This window comes from Streptomyces sp. A01 (genome assembly GCF_059026195.1).
The window spans coordinates 308,452-332,175 of the sequence record NZ_JBWLKN010000002.1 but is presented as its reverse complement, the minus strand read 5'-3'; the positions used below and the strand labels follow the sequence as shown (position 1 = coordinate 332,175).

The following is a 23,724-nucleotide window of genomic DNA, read 5'->3' as shown; positions in this document are numbered from 1 at the left end:
TGCCTGGCACGGGCTGCGGGCTTACGGGCTCATCGTCGCCATGTGGGTGCGCTCGACGATGGCGTACCGCACCTCGTTCCTCATCATGACGGCGGGCAACTTCGCGGCCACCGCCCTCGACTTCGTCGCCATCATGCTGATGTTCGGCCACGTCGAGCAGCTGGGCGGTTTCGCCCTCGCCGAGGTGGCCTTCCTGTACGGGACGACGAGCACCGCCTTCGGGTTGGCCGACCTCACCCTCGGCAACATGGAACGGGTCGGCCGCCGTGTGCGGGACGGGACGCTGGACACGCTGCTGGTGCGGCCCGTGCCGATTCTCGCGCAGGTCGCGGCGGACCAGTTCGCGCTGCGCCGCCTCGGCCGGATCAGCCAGGGCGTGATGCTGCTCTGCTGGTCGCTGACCGAACTCGACATCGACTGGAGCCCGGGCAGGGTGCTGCTGATGCCGGTGATGCTGCTCAGTGGGGCGGCGATCTTCGGGGCGGTGTTCCTGCTCGGCGCCGCCTTCCAGTTCTGGGCCAGTGACGCCTCCGAGGTCCAGAACTCCTTCACGTACGGCGGGAACACGCTGTTGCAGTACCCGCCGACGGTCTTCGCGCAGGAGCTGGTGCGCGGCGTCACGTTCGTCATTCCGCTCGCCTTCGTCAACTGGATGCCCGCGCTGTACATCCTGGGCCGCCCTGATCCGCTCGGGCTGCCCGGCTGGGTCGACTTCGCGTCACCGCTGGTGGCGCTGGTGTGCTGCGCGGTGGGCGGGTTCGCGTGGCGGGCGGGGCTGCGCGGGTATCGGAGCACGGGAAGCTGAGGGGGATGTGGTGACGGGTTTGGGTGGGTTGGATCGCTCGGGTGGTTCGGACTCTGGCGGTGGGCCGGGTGGTTCGGGCCCTGGCGGTGGGTTGGGTGATTCGGACCGTTCCGATGGGTTGGGTGGTGCGGCTGGGTTTATTGAGCTTGAGGGGGTCGAGAAGGTCTTCGACGTACGGCGCAAGGCGGGGTTGCTGCGCCGGGAGCGGCATCAGGTGCGGGCGGTGGACGGCATCAGCTTCCGGGTGCCGCGTGGAGAGATGGTCGGCTACATCGGGCCGAACGGCGCCGGGAAGTCCACCACCATCAAGATGCTGACCGGCATCCTGGTGCCCAGCGCCGGGCGGCTGCGGGTCGCGGGGATCGACCCGGCCCGTGAACGTACGCGGCTGGCCCGGCGGATGGGGGTGGTCTTCGGACAGCGCACCACGTTGTGGTGGGACCTGCCGTTGCGCGACTCGTACGCGCTGGTGCGGCGGATGTACCGGATTCCGGATGACCGGTACCACGCCAACCTGGAGCGCTGCGTGGAACTTCTCGACCTTGCCGAGCTTTTGGAGGTCCCGGTACGCCAGCTGTCGCTCGGCCAGCGGATGCGGGGTGACATCGCCGCGGCCCTGCTGCACGACCCGGACGTGCTCTATCTCGACGAGCCGACCATCGGGCTCGACGTGATCAGCAAGGCGAAGGTGCGGGAGTTCTTGCGGGAGATCAACGCGGAGCGGGGTACGACGGTCCTGCTCACCACGCACGATCTGACCGACATCGAGCAGCTGTGCAAGCGGGTGATGGTCATCGACCACGGGCGACTGGTCTATGACGGCGGGCTCGACGGGTTGCACGCCGTCGGTGAGAGCGAGCGCACTCTCGTTGTCGACCTGGAGCGGGAGATGGCGCCCATCGAGGGCGTGCCGGGCGCCCGTACGGTCAAGGTCGAGGGGCCTCGGCAGTGGCTGGCGTTCCCGGCCACGGCGAGTGCGGCCCCGATCGTGGCGGCGGTCGTGGCTGCCTATCCGCTGGTCGACCTGTCGGTGCGGGAGCCGGAGATCGAGGACGTGATCGCGAAGATGTACGCGGGGCGGGTGGGCTGAGCGTGGTGCTGGGTGGGGTCGGGTCGTGGGCGTGGGCCCGTGGCCCGAGCGTGGGCCGGTGGCCGGTGGCCGGTGGCCGGTGGCGGGTGGCCGGTGGCCGGTGGGCCGGGGACCGTGACCTCCGGTGCGGGGTCCTGGACCGCATATTTACGGCGCCGTTGACCCGATACGTGGGGTGGGCCTCCCGTTGGCGCCACAAATACACGTCAGCGTCCAGGACCCCGCCCTGCGGCCCCGGTCCCCTCCGTTCGTTGGCGGCTGCGGGTTCTCTGTCTCTTCCGTTTGGTGGTGGCGGTGGGTTCTCGGTCCCCTCTGTTTGGTGGTGGCTGCGGGTTCTCGGTCTCTTTCGTTGGTGGTGGCTGCGGGCCGTTCCCTTTGGGCTGACCGGGGGGTGGTTTGGGGGTGCTTGGGTGGGGTCGAGGGTGCATGCTCGAACGGGTATGCCCGCGTAGGCTGTTCGCCATGACCGGTGAACTCCCCGAGATGCGGGCTTCCGATGCTGAACGTGAGCGTGTCGCTGAGGCATTGCGGGAAGCCGTCGCCGAGGGGCGACTCGACATGGAGGAGTTCGAGGAGCGGCTGGAGCGGGCGTACACCGCTCGTACGCATGCTGACCTGGAGCCGTTGGTACGCGACCTGCCGGTGCCGGCTTCCGCTGTGCCTTCCGGTGTGCCCGCGCGGGCGGTGGACAGCGACGCGGCGCGGCCGGAGCGGATCGGTGGGCGTCCGACCTCGCGGTGGGCGATCGCCGTCATGGGAGGGTTCCAGCGTGCCGGTGGCTGGACCGTGCCGCGCAGTTTCACGTCGCTGGCCTTCTGGGGCGGCGGCGAGATCGATTTGCGTGAGGCGCGGTTCGAGGAGCGTGACGTGGTGATCCGCTGCTTCGCGATCATGGGTGGGGTGTCGATCATCGTGCCGCCCGACGTTGAGGTGCAGGTCAGCGGGATCGGCATCATGGGCGGTTTTGATCACAGCGCGGTCGGTGGTGGCGAGGAAGCGCCGGGGGCGCCCCGGGTCACTGTCACCGGGCTCGCCTTTTGGGGCGGGGTGGGTGTCGAGCGCAAGCGCCGGAAGGCTGACCTGCGGCGCGAGAAGGAAGAGCGTCGGCTGGAGAAGGCGGAGCGGCAGCGTGAGAAGGCGGAGCTGAAGCGGCTGCGGCAAGAGCGTCAGGTTGAGGGCCAGGGCGAGGGCGAGAAGCGTCGTAAGGAGTTGTGAGTTCCGGTCTTGTGGGCTTGTGGTGTGGGGTTGGTGTCTGTTGTGAGTTCCGGCCCTCGTGGCCCGGTGGTGTCCGTTGTGAGTTCCGGTCCTGTGGGCTTGTGGTGTGGGGTTGGTGTCCGTTGTGAGTTCCGGCCCGGTGGTGCCTGGTGTTCGGGGACTGGGCCTCGGTGTGCGTGTTGTGGATTGTTTCGGCTGTCCCCTGGCTGTCCCTCGCGTGGGGTGTCTCTGTTCGGTGGTGTGTTTGGGGGAGTGCGCGGGGCGCGGTGAGTCGCGGTCAGAGTTCGGCGGCTGCTGAGCCTCGGAGGTGCTGGAGGTCCAGTGCCTTCGCCATGGCTCGGTAGCCCTCGTCGCTGGGGTGGAGGTGGTCGCCTGAGTCGTAGGCGGGGCGCAGGCGTAGTGGGTTCATCGGGTCGCGGAGGGCCGTGTCGAAGTCCACGACCTCGTCGAAGACCTCGCCGGAGCGGATCTGCTGGTTGACGGCCTCGCGTACCGCGTTGAGCCGGGGGGTGAAGCCCCGGTGGCCGTGGAAGGGCATCAAGGTGCCGCCGACGACGCGCAGTCCGCGGGCGTGGGCTTGTTCTGTCAGCTGTTTGAGGCCGCCGACGATGCGGTGCGGGTTGGTCTCGTGTGGGTTGCGCAGGATGTCGTTGACGCCCAGCTCGATGATCACGGCTCGGACGCCGGTGCGGGAGAGTACGTCGCGGTCGAAGCGGGAAAGGCCGCTGGGGTTGTCCGGTGGCGACTGGTTGCCGTCGGTGAGTACACGGTTACCGCTTATGCCCTGGTTGAGGACGCCCAGGCGGGGCGCGCCGCGCTCCGTGCGCAGTCGCTCGGCGAGGAAGTCGGGCCAGCGGTGGTTGGCTCCGGAGGTGGAGGTGATGCCGTCGGTGATCGAGTCGCCGAGCACGACGACGGAACCCCGTGCCTTGTTCGTCCAGACGTCGACGCCGGTGAGGTAGCGCCAGTAGGGGCTCTGCTCGGTGTAGGCAAGACCGGCGGTGTCCTCCGTACGGTCGCCGCGCGCGAGGTAGGAGATCTGGCGGGCGTGCGGGTGGTAGGTGACGGCTCCGGACGGGGCCGGGGAGTAGGTCGTGACCAGCAGGTCGCTGGCGTCCGGGACGCTGAGCCTGGCCGGGTCGCTGGTGACCTGCTGTCCGGCCGGGATGGTCACGGCGCCGCGCTCACCGAAGCTCAGCCGCCGCATGCTGTCCGCCGCCGCGGTCGGGTTGCTGGGGGCCGCCGCCAGGGCCACGGACGCGTGGCTGATCGTCAGCGGCCGGTGCCCGTAGAGGTTGGAGAGCTGGATGCGCACCTGGTTGCCGCCGACGCTGAGGCGCACGACGTTGCGTATGGACATGCCCGAGAGGCCGTTCATGCTCTTCGGCTCCGCGGCGGCGGGTGAGGTGGACCAGGAGCCGACCCAGTTGCCCGATGAGGCGGGCTCGGCGGGCTCGTTGCCCTTGCGGGCGGGGGTGTCCACGTCGCCGCTGCTGTGGCCGACACCGATGAATATGGCGGTCGACACGAGGATCACCACGGCCGCCAGCGCAGCGAGTACGGCATAGGCCGTACGTCTGGGCATGGGGTGCACGGTCATGTGCGCGGATCTCCTCGGGAGGGCGGAGCCAGTGACTCCGCAGGTCGGGGACTGCGGGGTGATCAGCAGCGCCGTCGCAAACTCAGATCGGCCCTTCATGATCCCACGGCGGGGGGTGCGTCTGCCCGGTGGCCCGGCCTGGCCGTGCCTTGCGCGTGGCGTGGACGGCTGTTCGCCCGCGTGGTCAGACGCCGGGAACCGGTGGTTCGTTCCACAAGGAGGCCAGGAAGGGACAATGGCCTGGAGGGACCGGCTCGATCGGGTGGAGTGGATGGAACGGGCGAACAGGGACATGAGCGCTGAGACGCGTGGTGAGCTGGGCGGCGGGGCGCGTGCGGACGCGGTCGGCGGGTCGGGCCCTGGCGCGCCCGCGCGCGATGAGCGTGTGGGTGTGGGTGTCGACGCGGGTGTGGGGGCCGCGGGTGACGACGGGGCGCGCGGTGGGGGCGGGCCTGCTGTGCGTGGTGTCGTCGGCTTCAGTCCGGCTGACCTGGAGAAGCAGCGTGGCGTACGGCAGATGAAGGCGCTGGCGACCGGTCTGCTGCTGGCTGTGGCCCTCGTCTATGTGCTCGCCAAATGGGCCCAGTCGGCCGGACTGGGCGGCTGGGCCGGGTACGTGGCGGCCGCCGCCGAGGCGGGGATGGTCGGCGCGCTCGCTGACTGGTTCGCGGTGACCGCCCTTTTCCGGCGCCCGATGGGCCTGCCCATTCCGCATACCGCGATCATCCCGACGAAGAAGGACCAGCTGGGCCACAGCCTGGGCGAGTTCGTCGGTGAGAACTTCCTGTCCGGCGACGTCGTACGGGAGCGGCTGCGGGCCGTCGGTATCGGCGGCAGGCTCGGTGCCTGGCTGGCCGAGCCCGCGCACGCGGACCGGGTTACCGCCGAGCTGGCCACCGCCGTGCGGGGCGCGCTGACGGTGCTGCGCGACGCGGATGTGCAGGCCGTGGTCGGAGAGGCCATCACGCGGCGGGCGGACGCGCAGGAGATCGCACCGGGCCTCGGCACGATGCTGGAGAAGATCGTCGCGGACGGCGGCCATCGCAGGATGGTCGATCTCGTGTGTGTCCGCGCCCACGACTGGCTCGTGGTGCACAGCGACTCGGTGATGGACGCGGTGACCGGCGGCGCGCCCGGCTGGACACCGAAGTTCGTGGACCGCAAGGTCGGCGACCGGGTGTACCGGGAGCTGCTGCGCTTCGTCACCGAGATGCGCGACATCCCCGACCACCCGGCGCGCGGTGCCGTGGACCGCTTCCTGGCCGACTTCGCGAGCGATCTCCAGTCCGACACGGACACCCGGGCCAGGGTGGAGCGGCTCAAGAGCGAGGTGCTGGGCCGGGGCGAGGTGCAGGACCTGATCGCTTCGGCGTGGAGTTCCGTACGCGCGATGATCGTCGCGGCCGCCGAGGACGAGCGCAGCGAACTGCGGCTGCGGGCCCGGGCCGCGATCCTCTCCCTCGGCGCGCGGATGGCGGCGGACGGCCGCCTCCAGGCCAAGGTCGACGGCTGGCTTGAGGACGCCGCCGTCTACGTGGTGACCACCTACCGCAACGAGATCACCTCGCTGATCACGGAGACGGTCGCGAGCTGGGACGCCGAGCACACCTCGCGGAAGATCGAGGCACACATCGGGCGTGACCTCCAGTTCATCCGGATCAACGGCACGGTGGTCGGTGCGCTGGCGGGCTTGCTGATCTACACGGTGACGCACGGCTTGGTCGGCTGAGCCGGTCTGCCGGCTGTTGTGGGCCCACTCGCCTGGCGGTGACGGCCGAGACCTGGGATGCCCAAGCGACCGTTCGGCGCGTGCGGGTGGAGACACCGCGTAGGGTCGTACGCCGTGCTTCGACGACCTGCCCTGCTGTGGCTCCTGGTGCCCTACGTGCTCTATCTGGGCGCGCTCCCCCTCGTGAACCGGGTCCATCCCACTGTCCTCGGCCTGCCCTTCCTCGTCTGCTGGCTGCTGCTCGCGACACTGCTGACGCCGGTGGCCGTGTGGCTGGCGTGGCGCGGCGACAAGAAGCGGCATGGGGCCGTGAAGCGGGGGCAGGCGTGAACGCCGCTGTCGCGACGTCCGTCTTCGGCGTCTTCATGGTCCTCACCGTCGCTCTCGGGCTGTTCGCCGTGCGCGGGCGCGGCGGCGGAGGCGGGCTCGCCGAGTGGTCGGTGGGCGGTCGCAGCATGGGGCCCGTGTTCATCTGGGTGCTGATGGCGGGTGAGGGCTACACCAGCTTCAGCTATCTCGGCGCTGCCGGCTGGGGCTACAACTTCGGCGCGCCGGTGCTGTACGTCATCGCGTACATGTCCTGCGGCTACGCCGTCGGGTACGTCGTAGGGCCCCTGCTCTGGGCGTACGCGCGCAAGCACTCGCTCGTCGGGATCACCGACATGGTCGCGCACCGCTACGGGCGGCCCTGGCTCGGCGCGGTGGTCGCCATCGGGGCGACCGTCTGCCTGCTGCCGTACATCCAGCTCCAGATCACCGGCATGGGCGTGGTCGTCTCGACCATCTCCTACGGGGCGATCAGCCTCAACTGGGCCTACTTCCTCGCCTTCGCCGTGACCACGGGCTTCGTCGTGGTCAGCGGGCTGCGCGGCAGCGCATGGGTGTCGGTGCTCAAGGACGTGCTGGTCATCGGCACGCTGGGCTTTCTTGCGGTCTACGTGCCGCTGCACTACTTCGGCGGCTACGGGGACTTCCTGGACCGGGTCGTGGACGAGAAGTCGCAGTGGCTGACGTTCCCCGGGCACGCGTCGGGCGGTCTGGGGCAGGGCTGGTTCATCTCGACCAGCTTCCTGAACTCCCTCACTGTCGTGATCTTCCCGACGACCGTCGCCGGGTACCTGGGCGCGCGCAGCGCGGACACGCTGCGCCGCAACGCCATCGCGCTGCCGGTGTACAACGTGCTGCTGTTCGTGCCGATGCTGCTGGGCATGGCGGCGCTGTTCGTCGTGCCGGGGCTGGCCGGGGCCGACTCGAATCTCGCGCTGTTCAAGCTGGTGGTCGATTCGCTGCCCGCCTGGGCTGTCGGGGTCATCGGGGTCGCCGCCGCGCTGTCGTCGATCGTGCCGATGGCGGTGTTCATGCTGGTCATCGGCACGATGTGGGGCCGCAGTGTGCTGGGCCTCGTGCCACGGCTGGCGAGTCGGCAGAAGCTGGGGTCGCAGGTGGTCGTCGTGGTGGCGGGAGCGGTGGCACTGCTGCTGACCTACACCGCCCCCAACACCCTGGTGCGGCTGTCCCTCATCTCGTACGAGGGGATGGCGCAACTCGTACCGATGCTGCTGCTGGGGCTGCTGTGGCGACGGCTGACGCTGTACGGCGCGGTGAGCGGCCTGGTGGTGGGGGCCACCCTGGTCAGCGTGCTGGTCTTCACCGACCGTGACCCGCTGTGGAGCGTGAACGCGGGACTCGTCGCGCTCGTCGTGAACGTGGCGGTCGCGCTGGCCGTCAGCTGGCTCGGACCGCGCGAGCGCGACGACCGGCCGGACGCGGAGGTGCTGGCGACGGACGAGGGCTGGGAGGACGCGGAGGGGAGCGCCGACCCGGGGAGCCGGCAGGACTCGGGGGCGGACGCTCCGGCTGTCAGTGGGCGGGGTTAGCATCTTTGCCACGAGGGCCGCACCCGCACGGCGGTGTCCGCGGCAGTCTGCGGGGGTTCCTGAGTGATCTTGGGAGGGGGGAGTCGCGTGGGTCAGTTCATCGGTACGGTGCGTACGCACGTGGGCGTGCTCCTCTTCTCGCTGGCCCAGCTGCTGGTGGAGGGCGGGCCGCTGAGTGCGGTCGCGCTGACCGCGACCACCGCGTTCGCCGCGGCCATGTTGGCCAGTGCCGTGCTCGCGACGCGGGCCACCGCCAGGCCGGGCCCGCCAGGCCGCGTCCGTACAGCGATACGTGACAGGGAGCGCCGGACGGCGTTCCTGCCGCAGCGTGATCCCGATGCCTCCGGCCGTCCCCGGCCCCGAGCGCCTGGCCGTCTCCTCCTGACGGCCGCGTAGGCGCTTTCCCAGCTTCTTGCTCCGCGCCCGCGCGGCTCGTCACGCCGATTCACCACTCCGGCACGACGAGACCCGTGGAGGGCTCCCCGCATGTCTGTTTTCGCATCCCTCGGTGCGTTGCTGTCCCACCTGGCCGACGCCCTCGACCCGCTGTTCGGCGCCTCGGCGACCGCCGCCGCGATCGTCGTCTTCACGCTGGGCGTGCGGCTCGCGCTGCATCCGATGGCCAGGGCCGCGGCCCGCGGTCAGCGGACCCGGTCCGAGCTCGCCCCGCGCATGGCCGAGCTGAACCGCAAACACAAGAACGACCCGGAGCGGCTGCGCCGGGCCATGACGGAGCTGTACGCGAAGGAGAAGGCATCACCGCTGGCCGGCTGCCTGCCGACGCTGGTCCAGCTGCCGTTCTTCTTCGTCATGTACCACCTCTTCTCGACCGGCGACCGGGACCTCCTCGACCACACGCTGCTCGGCGCCCCGCTCGGTGGCCGCTGGGCTGACGCGCTCGGTGACGGCGGCCTGGCCGGGCCGCACGGGCTGGTGTACCTGGTGCTGTTCGCGATGATCGCCGCCGTCGCCACCTGGAACTACACGCGCGCCCGCAGGGCCGCCGCCGTCACCCCCGTCCCGCAGGCGTCGTCCGGTGCGGCCCCGGGCATGGCGGGGCTGGTGAAGATCCTTCCACTGCTGTCCTTCGGCACTCTTGTCACGGCGGCCGTGGTCCCGCTGGCAGCAGGGCTCTACCTGGTGACGACAACGACGTGGACGGCGGTGGAGCGGGCGCTGCTGATCCCGCTGCCCGCCCCGCAGCCGCTGGCTACCTCACGGTAACGGTCCAGTCTGTGAACGGGGTCTTGCGGACTGGACCCCGTTCTTGGACGATCAACCAACTCGGGGCGCTGCGGGCGCCCCTGATGACCGGCGTCGATGACCGTCCCTCATCGGCCAGTCCACGGCGGCGCGACCGACGTTGGCGCGCCATGCCTGGACCGACCTTCGACCACGGGAGTTGTACGGATGAAGCTGCTGCGTGTCGGAACCCCTGGGGCGGAACGCCCGGCGGTGCTCGACGAGGGCGGGACGCTGCGCGATCTGTCCGGCCTGGTGACCGACATCGACGGCGCGCTGCTCGCCGACGAGGCGGCGCTCGCCCGGATACGGGCCGCTGCCGCGTCCGGCGAGCTGGCCGCCATCGACGCGACGGGCCTGCGGGTCGGCCCGCCGGTCACTCGGATAGGGAAGGTGGTGTGCGTCGGGCTGAACTACCACGACCATGCCGCCGAGACCGGTGCCGCCATTCCAGCCGAGCCCATCCTCTTCATGAAGGCGCCGGACACGGTCGTCGGCCCCGACGACACGGTGCTCGTGCCGCGCGGCAGCGTGAAGACCGACTGGGAAGTGGAGCTGGCCGTCGTCATCGGACGTACGGCCCGCTACCTGGAGTCGGACGAGGCGGCGCTCGCCTCCGTCGCCGGATACGCGGTCGCCCACGACGTCTCCGAGCGCGCGTTCCAGATCGAGCGCGGCGGACAGTGGGACAAGGGCAAGAACTGCGAGACGTTCAACCCGCTGGGCCCATGGCTGGTGACGGCGGATGAGGTGCCCGACCCGCAGGCGCTGGGCCTGCGGCTGTGGGTGAACGGTCAGCTGCGCCAGGACGGCACCACCGCCGAGCAGATCTTCCCGGTGGCCGAGGTGGTCAGGTACATCAGCCAGTTCATGACGCTGTACCCCGGTGACGTCATCAACACCGGCACCCCGGCGGGCGTCGCGATGGGCCAGCCCGAACCCAAGCCGTATCTGCGCGCGGGCGACGTCGTGGAGCTTGAGGTGGACGGACTCGGCCGCCAGCGCCAGCGCCTGGCGCCCGCCTGACGACGTATCGCCTCCGGCGCGGCTCCCGCGCGTGCGTGTCGGTGCCTCTTGCGCTTCGGCATGGGCTTCGGCTTTGGTTTCGATGTTGGTCGGGTGCGGCTCCAGGTTCAGCTGGTGCCGGTGGGGCGGGCAGGGTGAGTCCATCGGGGGACCGGTCGTACGCATTGGTGTGAGGTGCGGGCGTGTCCGCGCCGGTCTATAGCGATGTGCCCACATATTTCCACATATGTACGAGGTATCCGCTCAGTCGGCTGAGCCGTCGCAGACCGTGCTCCACGACCGGCGGCTGCGCTGGGGCGCGGCGACCGCCACGTCCTTGGGAGCCGCACTCCTTGTCGGGGTGTTCGCCGCCTCCGGCTCCGCCGAGCCGTTGCCCGGCGGACCGGAGCGCTGCGGCGCCCCGGGCGGCTGTCCGGACCGGCTCCCAGCGGTCAACAGCGGGCAACCGGCGGCCGGTGACGGGCACCGAGAGGTCGGCGACGGAGCGGCCGCCGGGTGGGACAGAGGTATCCATCTCTTCGTCGGCGGCGACTTCCGGGTGCGGGAGGCGGCAGCCGGGGCGGTGGGCAAGGCCGTCGTCCTCGGCGGCTTCGACATGGACAAGCGCTCTGGCGTCGCCCCGTTCTACACCGTGCGCGTCCCCGAAGCCGGCTCCCGGCCGCAGACCGGCGAGACGGGGCCCCTCACCACCGGCGGCAAGGTGACCATCGCGCCAGGCCAGCGGCTGCTCACCAAGGAGGGCAGCGCCGCCGGAGCGGTGCGGCATGGCGGCAGGCTGTCCGGCACCGTCAGGCCGACCGCCGTATCCGAGCCCGGGGCGGCCGACGCCTACCGCGGGCTGCGGCCCGGGCTCACCGAGGCGAGCCGCTGCTACGCGTACGAGAACGGCGTGCCCCGTAAGCCCACCGGCACCGCCGTCAACCGGGGCGACGCGACGGTCTTCACCGGTGACGGCACCTCGGCGATCCAGGTCTTCCACGTCGACTTCGACCTGACCAGCCCCAGCGACGGCCAGCAGGGCCTCACCTTCCGGCGCGTCCCGGCCGACGCCACCGTAGTCGTCAACGTCACCGGCGACAGACGCGTCATCAGCCCCCGTACCGGCGCGCTGCCACGCGGCTTGCGCGAGCGTCTGCTGTGGAACATCCCCGAAGCCGCCACCGTGTCGCTGGCGGGCAGCGGCCGACTCCACGGCACGGTGCTGGTCGGCAACCCGGTCAGTACGACCACGGTGACCCTCCCGGAAATGAACGACCGGTTGTTCACCTCCGGTTCGCTCCACCACGCCGCCCCCCGCCCCGCCGCACGGAAGAGCGGGGGCGACCACCGGGAATCCCACGCCTACGCCTTCCACGGCGCCCTTCCTGAGTGCGCGGACACGTCCGCCTCGCAGGCGACGACACCGTTCTCGACGTCGACGCCGACCCCTTCTCCCTCGGATACGGATACGGACATGGATGCGGATACGGATATGGACGCGGCCGCGGGTACGAAGGTGGGTACGGACGCGGACGCGGACGGGGGCGCGGATAGCGGGTCGGCGTCGGTGTCCCACCCGGAGTCGGCATCCGCCTCGAAGAAGCCTTCTCCCGCACCCGCGAAGGCGAAGCCCGCAGCAAAGAAGCCAGCTCCCTCAGCGTCACGGCCCACATCGAAGTCGGGGAAGCCGGCCGCTGGGCCGGAGCGCGAGGGTGCGCCGCGATCCCCGTCCCCCTCTGCGTCAAAGCCGAAGTCCACGTCGGCGGGCGCCTCCCCCTCTTCCTCCGCGTCGGAGGACTCTTCCCCCGCGCCGTCCCCATCCGTGCCCGAGTCCAGGGACGAGTCCGATGAGCCGTCTCCGTCGGACTCGGCCACGCAGGAGCCGACCTCTTCCTCATCGAGTGCGGACAGCCGACCGGGAGCCGGAGGGCCTCCCGCTACCGGTGGTGCGCTGGCCGACTCCGGAACACCGATGGCTGGGCTGGCCGTCGCCGGTGCCGCTCTGACGGCGGCCGGCGTCGGGCTCGCCCTGATGGTGATGTTCCGCACGCGGGGCCGGAGTTAGCCGCCAGAGCCGCGGGGGAGGGGGCACCGTGAGCACGAGGAGCGCCGCACCCGTGAGGGGCGCGTGCGCGGCATGACGCGGCGAGGAGCGTGCTGATGCGGTTGAACCTGGCGGGGCGGAACGCGCTGGTCACCGGATCGACCCAGGGCATCGGGTCGGCCATCGCGCTGGGGCTGGCGCGTGCCGGTGCCCGGGTGGGGGTGAACGGGCGGAACGCCGGGCGCGTCGATGAGGCCGTGGGGCGGCTGAGCAAGGACGCCCCTGGCGCGGAGTTCGTCTCCGTGGCGGCCGACGTCACGACGGAGGAGGGGGCCGCGCGCGCCGTCGAGGCGCTGCCCGACGTGGACATCCTCATCAACAACCTGGGGATTTTCGGCTCCCGGCCCGCCCTGGAGATCAGCGACGCGGAGTGGCGGCGCTACTTCGAGGTCAACGTCCTGTCGGCCGTCAGGCTGACCCGTGCGCATCTGCCGGGCATGGCCGAGCGGGGCTGGGGCCGCGTCCAGTACATCGCCAGTGACTCGGCGGTGGTCGTTCCCGCCGAGATGATCCACTACGGCATGTCGAAGACCGCGCTGCTGGCGGTGAGCAGGGGGTTCGCCAAGGAGGCCGCGGGGAGTGGCGTCACCGTCAACTCCGTCGTCGCCGGGCCGACGCACACAGGCGGGGTCGAGGACTTCGTCTACCAGTTGGTCGACACGGACCTGCCCTGGGACGAGGCGCAGCGCGTCTTCATGCGGCAACACCGGCCGCAGTCGCTGCTGCAACGCCTGATCGAACCGGAAGAGATCGCGAACATGGTCGTCTATCTCAGCTCGGACCAGGCGTCTGCGACCACCGGCGGAGCGCTCCGGGTGGATGGAGGCTACGTGGACTCCATCCTTCCGTAAGCGTCCCGTCCGCTGCCCGCCTGGCTCGCTGCCTCCTCCGGCTGCCCCGTTCGCTCGAACCCCGGCTTCTCCCTCGCTCGCCCCCGCCGCGCTCAGGGCGCGGGTTCGACCTGGACCGTGCGGGACTCGGCGGCCGAGCGGCGCGCGGCCTCCAGCACATCGAGCGCGGCGGCGGCCTGCGGGCCGGTGACGGGCGGCTGGCCGCCGGTGCGGAGCGCGTCCGCGATGGCCGAGTAGTACGCGGGGTAGTCGCCGGGCACCGTGGGGATCGCCTCGCCGCCACCGGACAGCGGGGACTCTCCGGAGCCGAGCCGTCCCCATGCCGACTCGGGTTCGACGCCCCATCCGGCGCCGTCACCGTCGCCGTCGTCGCCGGGGCGGCGGCCTTCGCGCAGCGCCGCCTCCTGCGGGTCGAGCCCGTACTTCACATAGCCCGCTGTGCTGCCAAGGACGCGGAAGCGGGGGCCGAGCTGGGCGGTGGTCGCGCTCATCCACAGGTGGGAGCGGACGCCGTTGGTGTGGCTCAGGGCGAGGAACGTGTCGTCGTCCGCCTCGGCGCCGGGGCGGCGCACATCGGATTCGGCGTAGACGGAGCCGACCGGCCCGAAGAGGGTGAGGGCCTGGTCGACGAGGTGGCTGCCGAGGTCGTACAACAGCCCGCCGATGTCCGCCGGGTCGCCGGACTCCCGCCAGCCGCCCTTGGGGCGGGGGCGCCAGCGCTCGAAGCGGGACTCGAAGCGCTGCACGTCGCCGAGCGCGCCCGCGCCGACGAGGTCGCAGAGAGTAAGGAAGTCGTTGTCCCAGCGGCGGTTCTGGAACGCGCTCAGCAGCACCTCCCGGGTTCCGGCGAGCGCGACCAGCTCCCGCGCCTCGGAGGCGGTCGCCGCGAGCGGCTTGTCGACGACGGTGGCGAGCCCGGCCTCGATGGCGGTACGGGCGAGTGGCACATGGGTGCGGTTGGGAGAGGCGATGACGACCAGGTCCAGCTCGCTCGCGCGGTCGAGGAGTTCGTCCGCGGTGCTGACCGTGCGCACGCCCGGGTAGGCGTCGCGGGCCTCCTGCTGCCGCTCGGGGCGCGAGGTGACGACCGTGTCGAGGGTCAGCCCCTCGGTCGCGGTGATCAGCGGGGCGTGGAAGACCGAGCCTGCGAGGCCGTAACCGATGAGGCCGACGCGAAGGGGGCCACTGCGCGTCACGGGCGGACGAGGAGGGAGATTGCCGGTGGTTCCATCCATGGGAGCCACTTTGGCAATGCTGTTGCGAAAGTGCAAGCAGGGCGCACAATGGCGAGTGTGAGAAGTGAGAACAACGGGTCGGCCGGTCCGTACGGAAGGGGCGGCTCAGGTTCGTACGCGCGGGCCGGGGCAGGGCCGGGAGACGCCGGGGGTGGCGTGGGAAGCGCCGGAGGCGGAGGCGGCGGTGCCGCCGGGCCTCGCGGCGCCAACCTCGACGTACTGCGCGGCCATAATGCCGCGCTCGTCCTCGGGCTGTTGCGCGACGCGGGCGCGGCCGGGGTGAGCCGCCTTGAGCTGGCTGAGCGGACCGGCCTCACCCCGCAGGCCGTCAGCAAGATCACCGCGCGGCTGCGGGGCGATGGCCTGGCGGCCGAGGCGGGCCGACGCGCCTCCACCGGCGGCAAGCCGCGTACGGTGCTCCGGCTGGTGCCCGACGCGGGATACGCGATCGGGCTGCACCTGGACCGCGACGGCCTGACGGCCGTGCTCACCGACCTCACCGGAGGGGTGGTCGCCGAGCGTTCCGCGCCGTGCGACTTCGGCGGGGACGTGGACGCACTCCTCGGGCCTGCGGTCGCCGCGGTGACGGCGCTGCGTGGCCAGGTGCCGGGTGGTCAGTCGCCGTCGGGCGACCGCTCGTTGACGCGTCAGTCGCGGCCTGACGGGGCGTCGGGGGGCCAGGCGCTGGGCGAGTGTGTGCCGGATGGTGCGGGGTCTGAGTCGGCGCATGAGGGGAGGGGCCGGCCACCGGGCCGGTCCGGAAGCCCGGCACGGGGGCGGGGTCAGGGGCGGGTGCTGCTCGGGGTCGGCCTCGCCTGCCCAGGGCCGCTCGACCACGGCAGCGGGGTGTTGCATCGCGTCACCGGCTACCCCGGATGGGACGGCTTTCCGCTGCGCGACGCGCTAGCCGAACGCCTCGGCCTCCCCGTCCTCCTCGACAAGGACACCAACTGCGCCGCCCTCCGCCTCGCGGTGTGCGCCCCCGCCACCGAGTCCTTCGCGTATCTGCATCTGGGAACCGGCCTGGGCGCCGGACTGGTGCTGGATGGCGGGGTGCGCCGGGGGGTGCGGACCGGAGCCGGTGAGTTCGGGCACCAGGTGGTCCAGCTCGACGGGCCACGCTGCGCCTGCGGGGACCGGGGCTGTCTGGAGGCGCTGTGCCTGGCGGCCGTGGCCGAGGGGGACGGCGGCGGCGCGGCGCGGCTGCTGGGCGTGGGCGCGGCCAACCTCGTGCGGCTGCTTGACATCGACCGGGTGCTGCTCGGCGGCCAGTCCGTACTGGCCGGGCCAGGCGTGTTCGAGCGCGGAGTCGCCGGGGCGCTGGCAGCGGCGGTGGTGCGGGGCGGTGGCGAAGTGATCCCCGTCGCCGTCGTTGACCGGGGCGAGCGGATCGTCGTCGAGGGGGCGGCGCATCTGGTGCTCGCGCCGTTCTTCGGCCGGTAGGCCCGTAGGCCCGTAGGCCCGTAGGCCCGTAGGCGAGATGATCACCAGAAAATAGGCCGATCGGGTGGGATTTCGGCGAGGTGCCGCAGAGGACCGGCCGTGCCGCGCGGGACGGCCGGTGCGGCATGGCATGTTGCTGGGACCGAGGGATAGCCCAGCAGCAAAGGCCACCTATGCGTCCGCCCAGCGCTCCGCACCGTACTCGTCCCGCCCCGGCTTCTCCCGCCGCCGCCCGCCCTTCTGGCCCGCCCCGGCCGCTGCCTGCCGTACGCCCCCCGCATGCCGTACGCGCCGCCCGTGCCGTACGCGCCACCGCTACCGCACGCACCACCCGTGCCGTCGGTGTCGCCAGTGTGGTGGCGGCGCTGCTGGCTTCCGGCGCGCCTGCTCAGGCGGCTGGTCAGGTCACCCCCCGGATGGTCGCCGACGCCGTCGCGCATGACGCCGTCACGCACGCGGCCGGGCAGCCTGTCGAGTCGGCCCGGTACGGCGGACACCAGCCCGGTGCGGCCCGTCTCCCGGCGCGTGCTCCCGCGTGCGGCGATCCGGGTGACACCGGCTTTCCCCTCGGTGCGCGGTTGCGTGGTGGGCCCGCCGCGTACGAGAGCGGTGGCGGCTGGCGGACCTGGCGGCTCGAACTGCGGAACTCCACCCGCGTCACCTGCGACGACATCCACCCCGTCGCCGTGATCACCGACCGGGCACACGAGCTGCGCCCACGGCATGTGCGGCTTGAGTTCCGCGACCCGTACGAGCGGCGCTGGCGGCCGGTGCGCTTCGAGACGACCGACCGGGACGAGAACGTCGGCGTCTTCGCCGGTGGGTTCAAGGGCTTCGCGGTGCCCGCGCACAAGAAGGTCACCGTGACGATGCGGGCGCGGTTCACCGCCGACGCCCCCAGCGGCCCGGCGAACGCGGCCGTGACCACGGTGCAGCGGCAGCTGGACGACGGGAACTGGGTAGGCCAGTCGGGCGCGTACGCGTTCACGATCAAGCCCCGCCCGACGCGGGACGGCGGCGACCGCGCCGAGAGCGAAGGCAAGGAGACCGAGGGAGACGCCCGGGCCGCCGACGGCGATCACGGCCGTGCCAGCGGTGATGGCGGTGGCGGTGATGGCGGTGGTGGCGGTGACGGTGGGGACGGCGGTGAGGACGGCGCGGGGGCCGGGAGCGACCACGGCAGTGGGCGTTCCCACGGCCCCGCGCAGCTCGCCGAGACCGGCTCGGGCACCCTGTGGTGGCTGGGCGCCCTCTCCGCCGTACTGCTCATCGGCGGCGGGGCATTGGTGGTGGGCGCACGGCGCCTGGTCCGCCGGGGCGGCTGACCGCCGGGACGCCGCCCTGCCCCGGCCCTGCCCCCGGCCATGGGCCACCCCGCCGCCGTAGCGCTCCCGCCCCCGCCGCAGTCACCGTCACCCCGGACGCCCACGGAAAACCAGCCATCCGCCACGCGATACCCGTGCCCGCCCGCCGCAGCCCGTTGGCCAGCGGCTCGTTGCTCCCGTGCCGCTGGGTGATGCGAGGATCACGGCGTGGACTACCCGAACGACCAGGCACCTGGCGCACCGGTCAGAGCGGGCGTGCCCGAGCATGGGCGCGTCCCCAAGTACTACGCCGTGAAGACGCGCGTGTCCGCCCTGATAGAGGAGTTGGGGGAGGGGGAGCTGCTGCCGACGGAGCGGGATCTGGCGGTGCGGTTCGAGGTCTCGCGGGAGACCCTGCGACAGGCGCTGCGCGAACTGCTGCTTGAGGGACGGCTTCGGCGGATGGGGCGCGGCACGGTGGTCGCCGGGCCCAAGCTGGAGCAGCCGCTGTCGCTGGCCAGTTACACCGAGGGTGTGCGGCGGCAGGGGCGTCGCCCCGGCCGTGCGCTCATCAGCCTTGACCGCTTCCCGTGTCCACCGGGCCTCGCCACGGAGCTCGGCCTCGAACGGGACGTTCCGGTCTGGCACATGGAGCGCGTGCTGCTCGCCGATGACGAGCGGGTCGGGCTGGAGAGCACCTATGTCGAGGTGGCGCGGGTGCCTCAGCTCGACACGGACTTCACACCGGACTCGTCCTTCTACGCGTATCTCCACGAGCGGTGCGGTATCGGCTTCGGTGACGCGGACGAGCGCCTGGAGACCGTGCTGGCGACGCCGCGCGAGGCGCTGCTGATCGGTACGCCGCCCGCCCTGCCGATGCTGCTCATCCACCGGGTCTCGCGGGATACGCGCGAGCGGCCGCTGGAGCGGGTGCGGTCGCTGTTCCGTGGCGACCGGTTCAGCTTCACCACCCACCTGAAGGGCGGCGCGAAGTAGGTCCAGACCGGCGGAGCAGTCCGTTCCGCCCCGCGAGTGCTGGTCGCCGACCACCCCGCCACCGCAGCAGCTCGAACGCACCCCGGTCGCGCTGCGAAAAAGCGACAACGGGGGTCGTAAGCCAACCAAACGCACCCACATATGATCACGGGCAGATAACGGGTCTAGGCCACGTTTCGGGGCCTGTTCACCACGGCGCCGCCGTACGGATGCGCCCGCGCCACCCGGCACCAGGACCGTCAGGGCCATGCGAGTCATAGTCGTCGGAGCCGGCGTAGTGGGAACCATGCACGCCTGGCACGCAGTGGAACGCGGCCACGAGGTCGTACACATCGAGCGCGAAGCCGAGGCCCGTGGAGCCTCCGTCCGCAACTTCGGTCTGGTCTGGGTCAGCGGCCGGGCCGGTGGCGAGGAACTGGAGACCGCGCTGCGTGCCCGCGAGCTGTGGGAGGGCATCGGCGCGCGCGTGCCCGGGCTGGGGTTCCGCCCCAACGGCTCGCTCACGGTCGTCACCAACGAGGCGGAGCTGGCCGTCGCCGAGGCGGCGCTCGGCCTGCCCGACGCCGCCGCGCGTGGCTACAAGCTCCTCGGCCCCGAAGAGGCGCGGGCCGTCAATCCGGCGTTGCGCGGCGAACTCCTCGGCGCCCTGTGGTGCGAGCGTGACGGCGCCGTCGAACCCCGCGTCGCGCAGCGGGCCTTGAAGAACGCGCTGCTGGCCTCCGGCCGCTACACCTTCCTCGGCGGCCGCGAGGTCCGCGATGTCGTCGGCACCGGCGCGGTGCGCGACGACCACGGCGACACGCACACCGGCGACGCCGTCGTGCTGTGCACCGGCGCCTGGCTGGGCGGCCTGGTCCGTGAGCTGGCGCCGGGCCTGCCGGTGCGCCGGGTCAGGCTCCAGATGATGCAGACGGCTCCGCTCGGCGAGGAGCTGACCACCTCGGTCGCCGACGCCGACAGCTTCCGCTACTACCCGGCGTACGGCGGCGCCGCGCTCACCGCGCTGGCCGCCGCCCAGCGGCAGCCGCCGGTCGCCGCCGAACACAGGACGCAGCTGCTGATGGTGCAGCGCGCGGACGGCGGGCTGACCATCGGCGACACCCACGAGTACGAAGCGCCGTTCTCCTTCGACGTGGTCGAGGACCCGTACGAGCATCTGACGGGCGTCGTCGAGCGCCTCCTGGGCCGACCCGTGCCGCCCGCCCGCCGCCGCTGGGCCGGGGTGTACGCGCAGTGCGTGGACACCACGCGCGTCGTCCACCGGGAGCGGGTCGCCGACGGCGTGTGGCTGGTCACCGGGCCCGGCGGGCGCGGCATGACCTGTTCCCCGGCCATCGCCGAAACCACAGCGAACGAACTGGGCTGGTGACACCCATGACACCCACGCCACCCACGCCACCCACGCCATCGCCACCCGCGACAGCCATGACCCCCGCGACACCCCGGACTCCCGGCTCCGCTCCCGCGCCCCGCAGCATCAAGCTCGTCGTGCTGGACATGGCGGGCACCACCGTCACCGACGGCGGCCTGGTCGAGCAGGCGTTCAGCGCCGCCGCCCAGCACCTCGGCGTCGAACCGGGCAGCGCCGACCACGCCGAAAAGCTCGCCTACGTGCGCGCCACCATGGGCGAGTCGAAGATCTCCGTCTTCCGGCACCTGTTCGGTGCGGAAGGCGACGCGCGGCGCGCGAACGAGGCGTTCGAGGCGGCGTACGGCCAACTCGTCGACGGCGGACGGTGCGCCCCCGTCCCCGGTGCCCGCGCGGCCATCGAGGAGCTGACGGCGCAGGGCCGCACGGTCGTTCTGAGTACCGGGTTCGCCCGGCCCACACAGGACGCGATCCTCGCGGCGCTCGGCTGGCAGGACCTCGTGGCGCTCACGCTGTGCCCCGCCGACGCGGGCGGCCGTGGCCGCCCGTATCCGGACATGGTGCTCAGCGCCCTCCTGCGTACCCACGCCGCCGAGAGCGTCCAGCAGATCGCGGTCGCGGGCGACACCGCCTACGACATGCTCTCCGGCCGCCGCTCCGGCGCGAGCCTCGTCGCCGGGGTGCTCACCGGCGCGCACGACGCGCGTCAGCTGACCGAGGCGGGCGCCACCCACGTGCTCGGCTCGGTCGCCGGACTGCCCGCCCTCATCGCCGCGTACGAGCGCGGCGACGGCACTCCGGGGACCGCGCCGTGAGCGGGGGGAGGGCGCCTGCCGGCGGCATCCGCTTCGAGCGGGTCTCGGTGGCGTACGGGAAGAAGGCCGAGACCACCGCGCTGGACTCGCTCGACCTGACCGTCGGGCCCGGTGAGGTGATGGCCCTGCTCGGGCCGTCGGGGTCCGGCAAGACCACCGCGCTGCGGGCCGTCGCCGGGTTCGTCCAGCCCGTCTCGGGCCGGGTGTTCATCGGCGGCCGCGACGTGACCGGGGTGCCGCCGCACCGGCGGGGCATCGGGATGGTCGTCCAGCAGTACGCGCTGTTCCCGCACATGCGGGTCGAGCAGAACGTGGCCTTCGGTCTGAAGGCGCAGCGCGTGCCACGCGGTGAGATCGCCGGGCGGGTCGCCGAGGCGCTGGAGATGACCGGCATGGCCGCGTACGCCAAGCGCTACCCCAGGGAGCTGTCCGGCGGCCAGCAGCAGCGCGTCGCCATCGCGCGGGCGCTGGCCATCCGGCCCGGAGTGCTGCTGCTCGACGAGCCGCTGTCCGCGCTCGACGCCCAGCTGCGCTCCGGGATGCTCGCCGAACTGGCGCGGCTGCACCGGGAGTTGCCCGAGGTGTCGATCCTGTACGTCACACACGACCAGGTCGAGGCGCTGACCCTGGCGGACCGCATCGCCGTGATGGACAAGGCGCGCCTCCAGGACTGCGGGACCCCGCAGGACCTCTACCGGCGGCCGCGTACGGAGTTCACGGCGTCCTTCGTCGGCGACGCGAACCTGCTGCCGGTCACGGTGCGGGAGGGCGGCGTCAGGTTCGGCGGTACGGACCTCACGGCGGCCACCGGGGACGCGGCGCCGGGTGCCGGGGCGACGCTGTGCGTACGGCCGCACCTGGTCTGGCTCGGCGAGGGCGAGGGCGAGGGCGCGGGCGAGAACACGCTGCGCGGCACCGTCACCGAGGTGCAGTGGCGCGGCTCCACGCACCGGCTGTCCGTCGACGTCGACGGGCACCGGGTCACGGCCGATGTGCGCGAGCTGCGCGAGACGCCCCAGCTGGGCGACCGGGTGGCGCTGCGCTTCGCCGCGCGGGACGCGGTGCTGCTCCCGGCGGGCGCGGGGGAGACGGCGCGGCCGGGGCCCGGTGCCGCCACCGTACGCGGCACGGTGCCCGTCGGCGCCGGTCGCGCGAGCGCGGGGGGCGGTGGCGCGCATGGCTAGCGCGAGCCCCGCCCCACGCCCCGGGCAGGCGGCGCCGGGGGCGGCGGGCGGCGGCCAGGACACGGGGGCAGGGGCGCGGCGGGCCGGAGGGGGGACCGCGGCTCCCGGGGGACAGCCCCCGCGCGGACGGACGGTGGCCCGCTGGTTGTGGGCGCTGCCACCGGTCGCCGTGCTCGGTCTGGTCTTCCTCTATCCGCTGTGGCTCGTCATCGAGCAGTCCTTCACCCCGGACGAGGGCGGCACCTCGCTCGCGCCCTACCGCGAGGTGTTCGCCTCGGAGGCGTTCCGCGAGGCGCTGTGGACCACCGTGTGGATCGCCGTCGCCGCCACCGCCGGGTGCCTCGTACTCGGCTTCGTCCTCGCGCTGGTCATCGCGTTCGTGCCGTTCCCCGGCGGGCGGGCGGTCGCCAAGTTCATCGACGTCTTCCTGTCCTTCCCGTCCTTCCTCATCACGCTCGCTCTGCTGTTCGTCTACGGCACGGTCGGCATGGCCAACGGCGTATGGACGAACGCGACCGGCGCGGCGAGCGGCCCGTTCGACTTCCTCACCACGCCCTGGGGCGTGCTGCTCGCCGAGATCACCTACTTCACGCCGTTCGTGACGCGCCCGCTGCTCGCCGCGTTCTCGCAGCTGGACACCGCCCAGCTGGAGGTGGCCTCGTCGCTCGGCGCGCGACCGGCGCGGATCATCCGACAGGTGATCCTGCCCGAGGCGCTGCCCGCACTCGCGGCGGGCGGCAGCCTGGTCCTGGTGATGTGCCTGAACGAGTTCGGCATCGTCCTGTTCACCGGCGCCAAGGGTGTCACCACACTGCCGATGCTCGTCTACAGCGAGACGATCCTGGAGTCGGACTACCCGGCCGCCTGCGTCGTCGCTGTCGTCAACATCGCCCTCTCGGTCGGCCTGTTCGGGCTGTACCGGGTCCTGGTGGCCCGCACCGGGCGTGCGGGCCCCGCGAAGGAGGCCAGCCGTGCTGGTGCATAGCCGAACCGGCCGCTGGGCGACCTGGGCCGTCTTCTTCGTCCTCTTCTTGCCGCTGTTCGCATTGCCCCTGCTGGTCATCGTGGGCGCGTCGTTCGCGACCCACTGGAGCGGTACGTTCCCGTCCGGCCCCACCACCGGGCACTACAGCGCGGCCGTACGCGGCGAGTCGCTGGAGGCGCTGACCACGAGCCTGGTCACGGCGCTCACCGCGAGCGTGCTGGCGCTGACCGTCGGCACCTGGGCGGCGCTGGCCGCTTCCGGCTTGCGCGAGGGCGGCCGCCGCGTGCTCGACGCGCTGTTCATGCTGCCGGTGGCCGTCCCGTCGGTGGTCGTCGGCCTCGCCGTACTGGTCGCCTTCAGCAAGCCGCCGATGCTGCTCAACGGCACCCGCTGGATCGTGATCCTGGCGCACGGGGTGCTGGTGACGGCGTTCGCCTACCAGTCGGTCTCGGCAGCGGTCAGCCGCCTGGACCCGGCGTACGAGCAGGCCGCGGCCAGCCTCGGAGCCCGCCCCCGGCTGGTGCTGTGGCGGGTGAGGCTGCCGTTGCTGCTGCCGAGCCTCAACGCCGCCGCCGGGCTGTGCTTCGCGCTGTCCATGGGCGAGCTGAGCGCCACGATGATGCTCTACCCGCCCGACTGGATGCCGCTGCCGGTGCGGATCTTCACGGCCACCGACCGGGGCTCGCTGTTCACCGGCTCTGCCCTCGCCGTGGTCCTCATGGGCACGACGCTGCTGGCGCTGCTCGCGGTCTCCCGTATCCGTACGAAAGCCGGTTACCGCTGACCCCGGCCCCTCACCTCCCTGCCACCGGCCTCCCTACATCCCCTACATCCCCTACATCCCCACGTCTGCCTCTCGGTCCCACGCGCCTTAC

21 protein-coding genes are annotated in these 23,724 nt (G+C 72.1%); 19 read left to right on the top strand and 2 right to left on the bottom strand.

Going from position 1 to position 23,724, the window contains the following annotated elements; genetic code table 11:
- Positions 1-40: 40 nt before the first annotated feature.
- The 3 genes from AC5P1B_RS03795 to AC5P1B_RS03785 all read left to right on the top strand — a co-directional run bounded on the left by AC5P1B_RS03795 (position 41) and on the right by AC5P1B_RS03785 (position 3,110).
- A complete protein-coding gene (locus AC5P1B_RS03795; RefSeq protein ID WP_493884849.1) occupies positions 41-805 on the top strand; it encodes an ABC transporter permease in 765 nt (254 codons plus the stop codon).
- Positions 806-923: 118 nt separating this feature from the next.
- Positions 924-1,895, top strand: a complete 972-nt coding sequence (locus tag AC5P1B_RS03790; RefSeq protein WP_493884723.1) for an ABC transporter ATP-binding protein — start codon at positions 924-926, stop codon at positions 1,893-1,895.
- A gap of 462 nt (positions 1,896-2,357) precedes the next feature.
- A complete protein-coding gene (locus AC5P1B_RS03785; protein WP_493884722.1) occupies positions 2,358-3,110 on the top strand; it encodes a DUF1707 SHOCT-like domain-containing protein in 753 nt (250 codons plus the stop codon).
- A gap of 277 nt (positions 3,111-3,387) precedes the next feature.
- Here the strand turns inward: AC5P1B_RS03785 and AC5P1B_RS03780 are convergent, their stop codons facing one another.
- On the bottom strand, positions 3,388-4,710 hold the full coding sequence (locus tag AC5P1B_RS03780) for an SGNH/GDSL hydrolase family protein (RefSeq protein WP_493884721.1): 1,323 nt from the start codon (positions 4,708-4,710) through the stop codon (positions 3,388-3,390).
- Between the two features lie 235 nt (positions 4,711-4,945).
- On the opposite strand from AC5P1B_RS03780, the gene AC5P1B_RS03775 reads away from it, so the two are divergent.
- From AC5P1B_RS03775 to AC5P1B_RS03740, 8 genes are all read left to right on the top strand, one after another.
- Positions 4,946-6,439 carry a DUF445 domain-containing protein gene (locus AC5P1B_RS03775; protein ID WP_493884720.1) on the top strand — a complete coding sequence of 498 codons (1,494 nt, stop codon included), beginning with the start codon at positions 4,946-4,948 and terminating at the stop codon, positions 6,437-6,439.
- 114 nt (positions 6,440-6,553) lie between these two features.
- Positions 6,554-6,769: a DUF3311 domain-containing protein gene (locus tag AC5P1B_RS03770; RefSeq protein ID WP_493884719.1), complete on the top strand. Its 216-nt coding sequence runs from the start codon at positions 6,554-6,556 to the stop codon at positions 6,767-6,769.
- On the top strand, positions 6,766-8,316 hold the full coding sequence (locus AC5P1B_RS03765) for a sodium:solute symporter family protein (RefSeq protein ID WP_493884718.1): 1,551 nt from the start codon (positions 6,766-6,768) through the stop codon (positions 8,314-8,316). Before AC5P1B_RS03770 ends, AC5P1B_RS03765 begins: the two co-directional genes overlap by 4 nt.
- Positions 8,317-8,403: 87 nt before the next feature.
- Positions 8,404-8,712, top strand: a complete 309-nt coding sequence (locus AC5P1B_RS03760; protein ID WP_493884717.1) for a DUF6412 domain-containing protein — start codon at positions 8,404-8,406, stop codon at positions 8,710-8,712.
- Positions 8,713-8,802: 90 nt separating this feature from the next.
- Positions 8,803-9,540, top strand: coding sequence for a YidC/Oxa1 family membrane protein insertase (locus tag AC5P1B_RS03755; RefSeq protein ID WP_493884716.1), 738 nt, complete (start codon positions 8,803-8,805; stop codon positions 9,538-9,540).
- A gap of 186 nt (positions 9,541-9,726) precedes the next feature.
- Complete coding sequence (locus AC5P1B_RS03750) at positions 9,727-10,584, top strand: fumarylacetoacetate hydrolase family protein (RefSeq protein WP_493884715.1); 858 nt, start codon at positions 9,727-9,729, stop codon at positions 10,582-10,584.
- A 226-nt stretch (positions 10,585-10,810) separates the two neighbouring features.
- A complete protein-coding gene (locus tag AC5P1B_RS03745) occupies positions 10,811-12,628 on the top strand; it encodes a choice-of-anchor A family protein (protein ID WP_493884714.1) in 1,818 nt (605 codons plus the stop codon).
- Between the two features lie 95 nt (positions 12,629-12,723).
- Positions 12,724-13,518: an SDR family NAD(P)-dependent oxidoreductase gene (locus AC5P1B_RS03740; RefSeq protein WP_493884713.1), complete on the top strand. Its 795-nt coding sequence runs from the start codon at positions 12,724-12,726 to the stop codon at positions 13,516-13,518.
- Between the two features lie 92 nt (positions 13,519-13,610).
- Here AC5P1B_RS03740 and AC5P1B_RS03735 read toward each other — a convergent pair whose 3' ends face one another.
- Positions 13,611-14,753, bottom strand: coding sequence for a Gfo/Idh/MocA family oxidoreductase (locus AC5P1B_RS03735; protein WP_493884712.1), 1,143 nt, complete (start codon positions 14,751-14,753; stop codon positions 13,611-13,613).
- A gap of 48 nt (positions 14,754-14,801) precedes the next feature.
- On the opposite strand from AC5P1B_RS03735, the gene AC5P1B_RS03730 reads away from it, so the two are divergent.
- From AC5P1B_RS03730 to AC5P1B_RS03695, 8 genes are all read left to right on the top strand, one after another.
- Positions 14,802-16,196: an ROK family transcriptional regulator gene (locus AC5P1B_RS03730; protein WP_493884711.1), complete on the top strand. Its 1,395-nt coding sequence runs from the start codon at positions 14,802-14,804 to the stop codon at positions 16,194-16,196.
- Between the two features lie 173 nt (positions 16,197-16,369).
- Complete coding sequence (locus tag AC5P1B_RS03725; RefSeq protein ID WP_493884710.1) at positions 16,370-17,521, top strand: hypothetical protein; 1,152 nt, start codon at positions 16,370-16,372, stop codon at positions 17,519-17,521.
- A gap of 207 nt (positions 17,522-17,728) precedes the next feature.
- The gene (locus AC5P1B_RS03720; RefSeq protein WP_493884709.1) at positions 17,729-18,496 is read left to right on the top strand and encodes a GntR family transcriptional regulator; all 768 of its coding nucleotides are present in this window, start codon (positions 17,729-17,731) and stop codon (positions 18,494-18,496) included.
- Between the two features lie 247 nt (positions 18,497-18,743).
- Positions 18,744-19,865, top strand: coding sequence for a TIGR03364 family FAD-dependent oxidoreductase (locus tag AC5P1B_RS03715; protein ID WP_493884708.1), 1,122 nt, complete (start codon positions 18,744-18,746; stop codon positions 19,863-19,865).
- A 56-nt stretch (positions 19,866-19,921) separates the two neighbouring features.
- Positions 19,922-20,680 carry a phosphonatase-like hydrolase gene (locus AC5P1B_RS03710; RefSeq protein WP_493884707.1) on the top strand — a complete coding sequence of 253 codons (759 nt, stop codon included), beginning with the start codon at positions 19,922-19,924 and terminating at the stop codon, positions 20,678-20,680.
- The gene (locus AC5P1B_RS03705; RefSeq protein WP_493884706.1) at positions 20,677-21,864 is read left to right on the top strand and encodes an ABC transporter ATP-binding protein; all 1,188 of its coding nucleotides are present in this window, start codon (positions 20,677-20,679) and stop codon (positions 21,862-21,864) included. Before AC5P1B_RS03710 ends, AC5P1B_RS03705 begins: the two co-directional genes overlap by 4 nt.
- A complete protein-coding gene (locus tag AC5P1B_RS03700; protein WP_493884705.1) occupies positions 21,857-22,849 on the top strand; it encodes a 2-aminoethylphosphonate ABC transporter permease subunit in 993 nt (330 codons plus the stop codon). Before AC5P1B_RS03705 ends, AC5P1B_RS03700 begins: the two co-directional genes overlap by 8 nt.
- Positions 22,836-23,633: an ABC transporter permease gene (locus AC5P1B_RS03695; RefSeq protein ID WP_493884704.1), complete on the top strand. Its 798-nt coding sequence runs from the start codon at positions 22,836-22,838 to the stop codon at positions 23,631-23,633. The genes AC5P1B_RS03700 and AC5P1B_RS03695 overlap by 14 nt, the downstream gene beginning before the upstream one ends.
- Positions 23,634-23,724 lie beyond the last annotated feature (91 nt).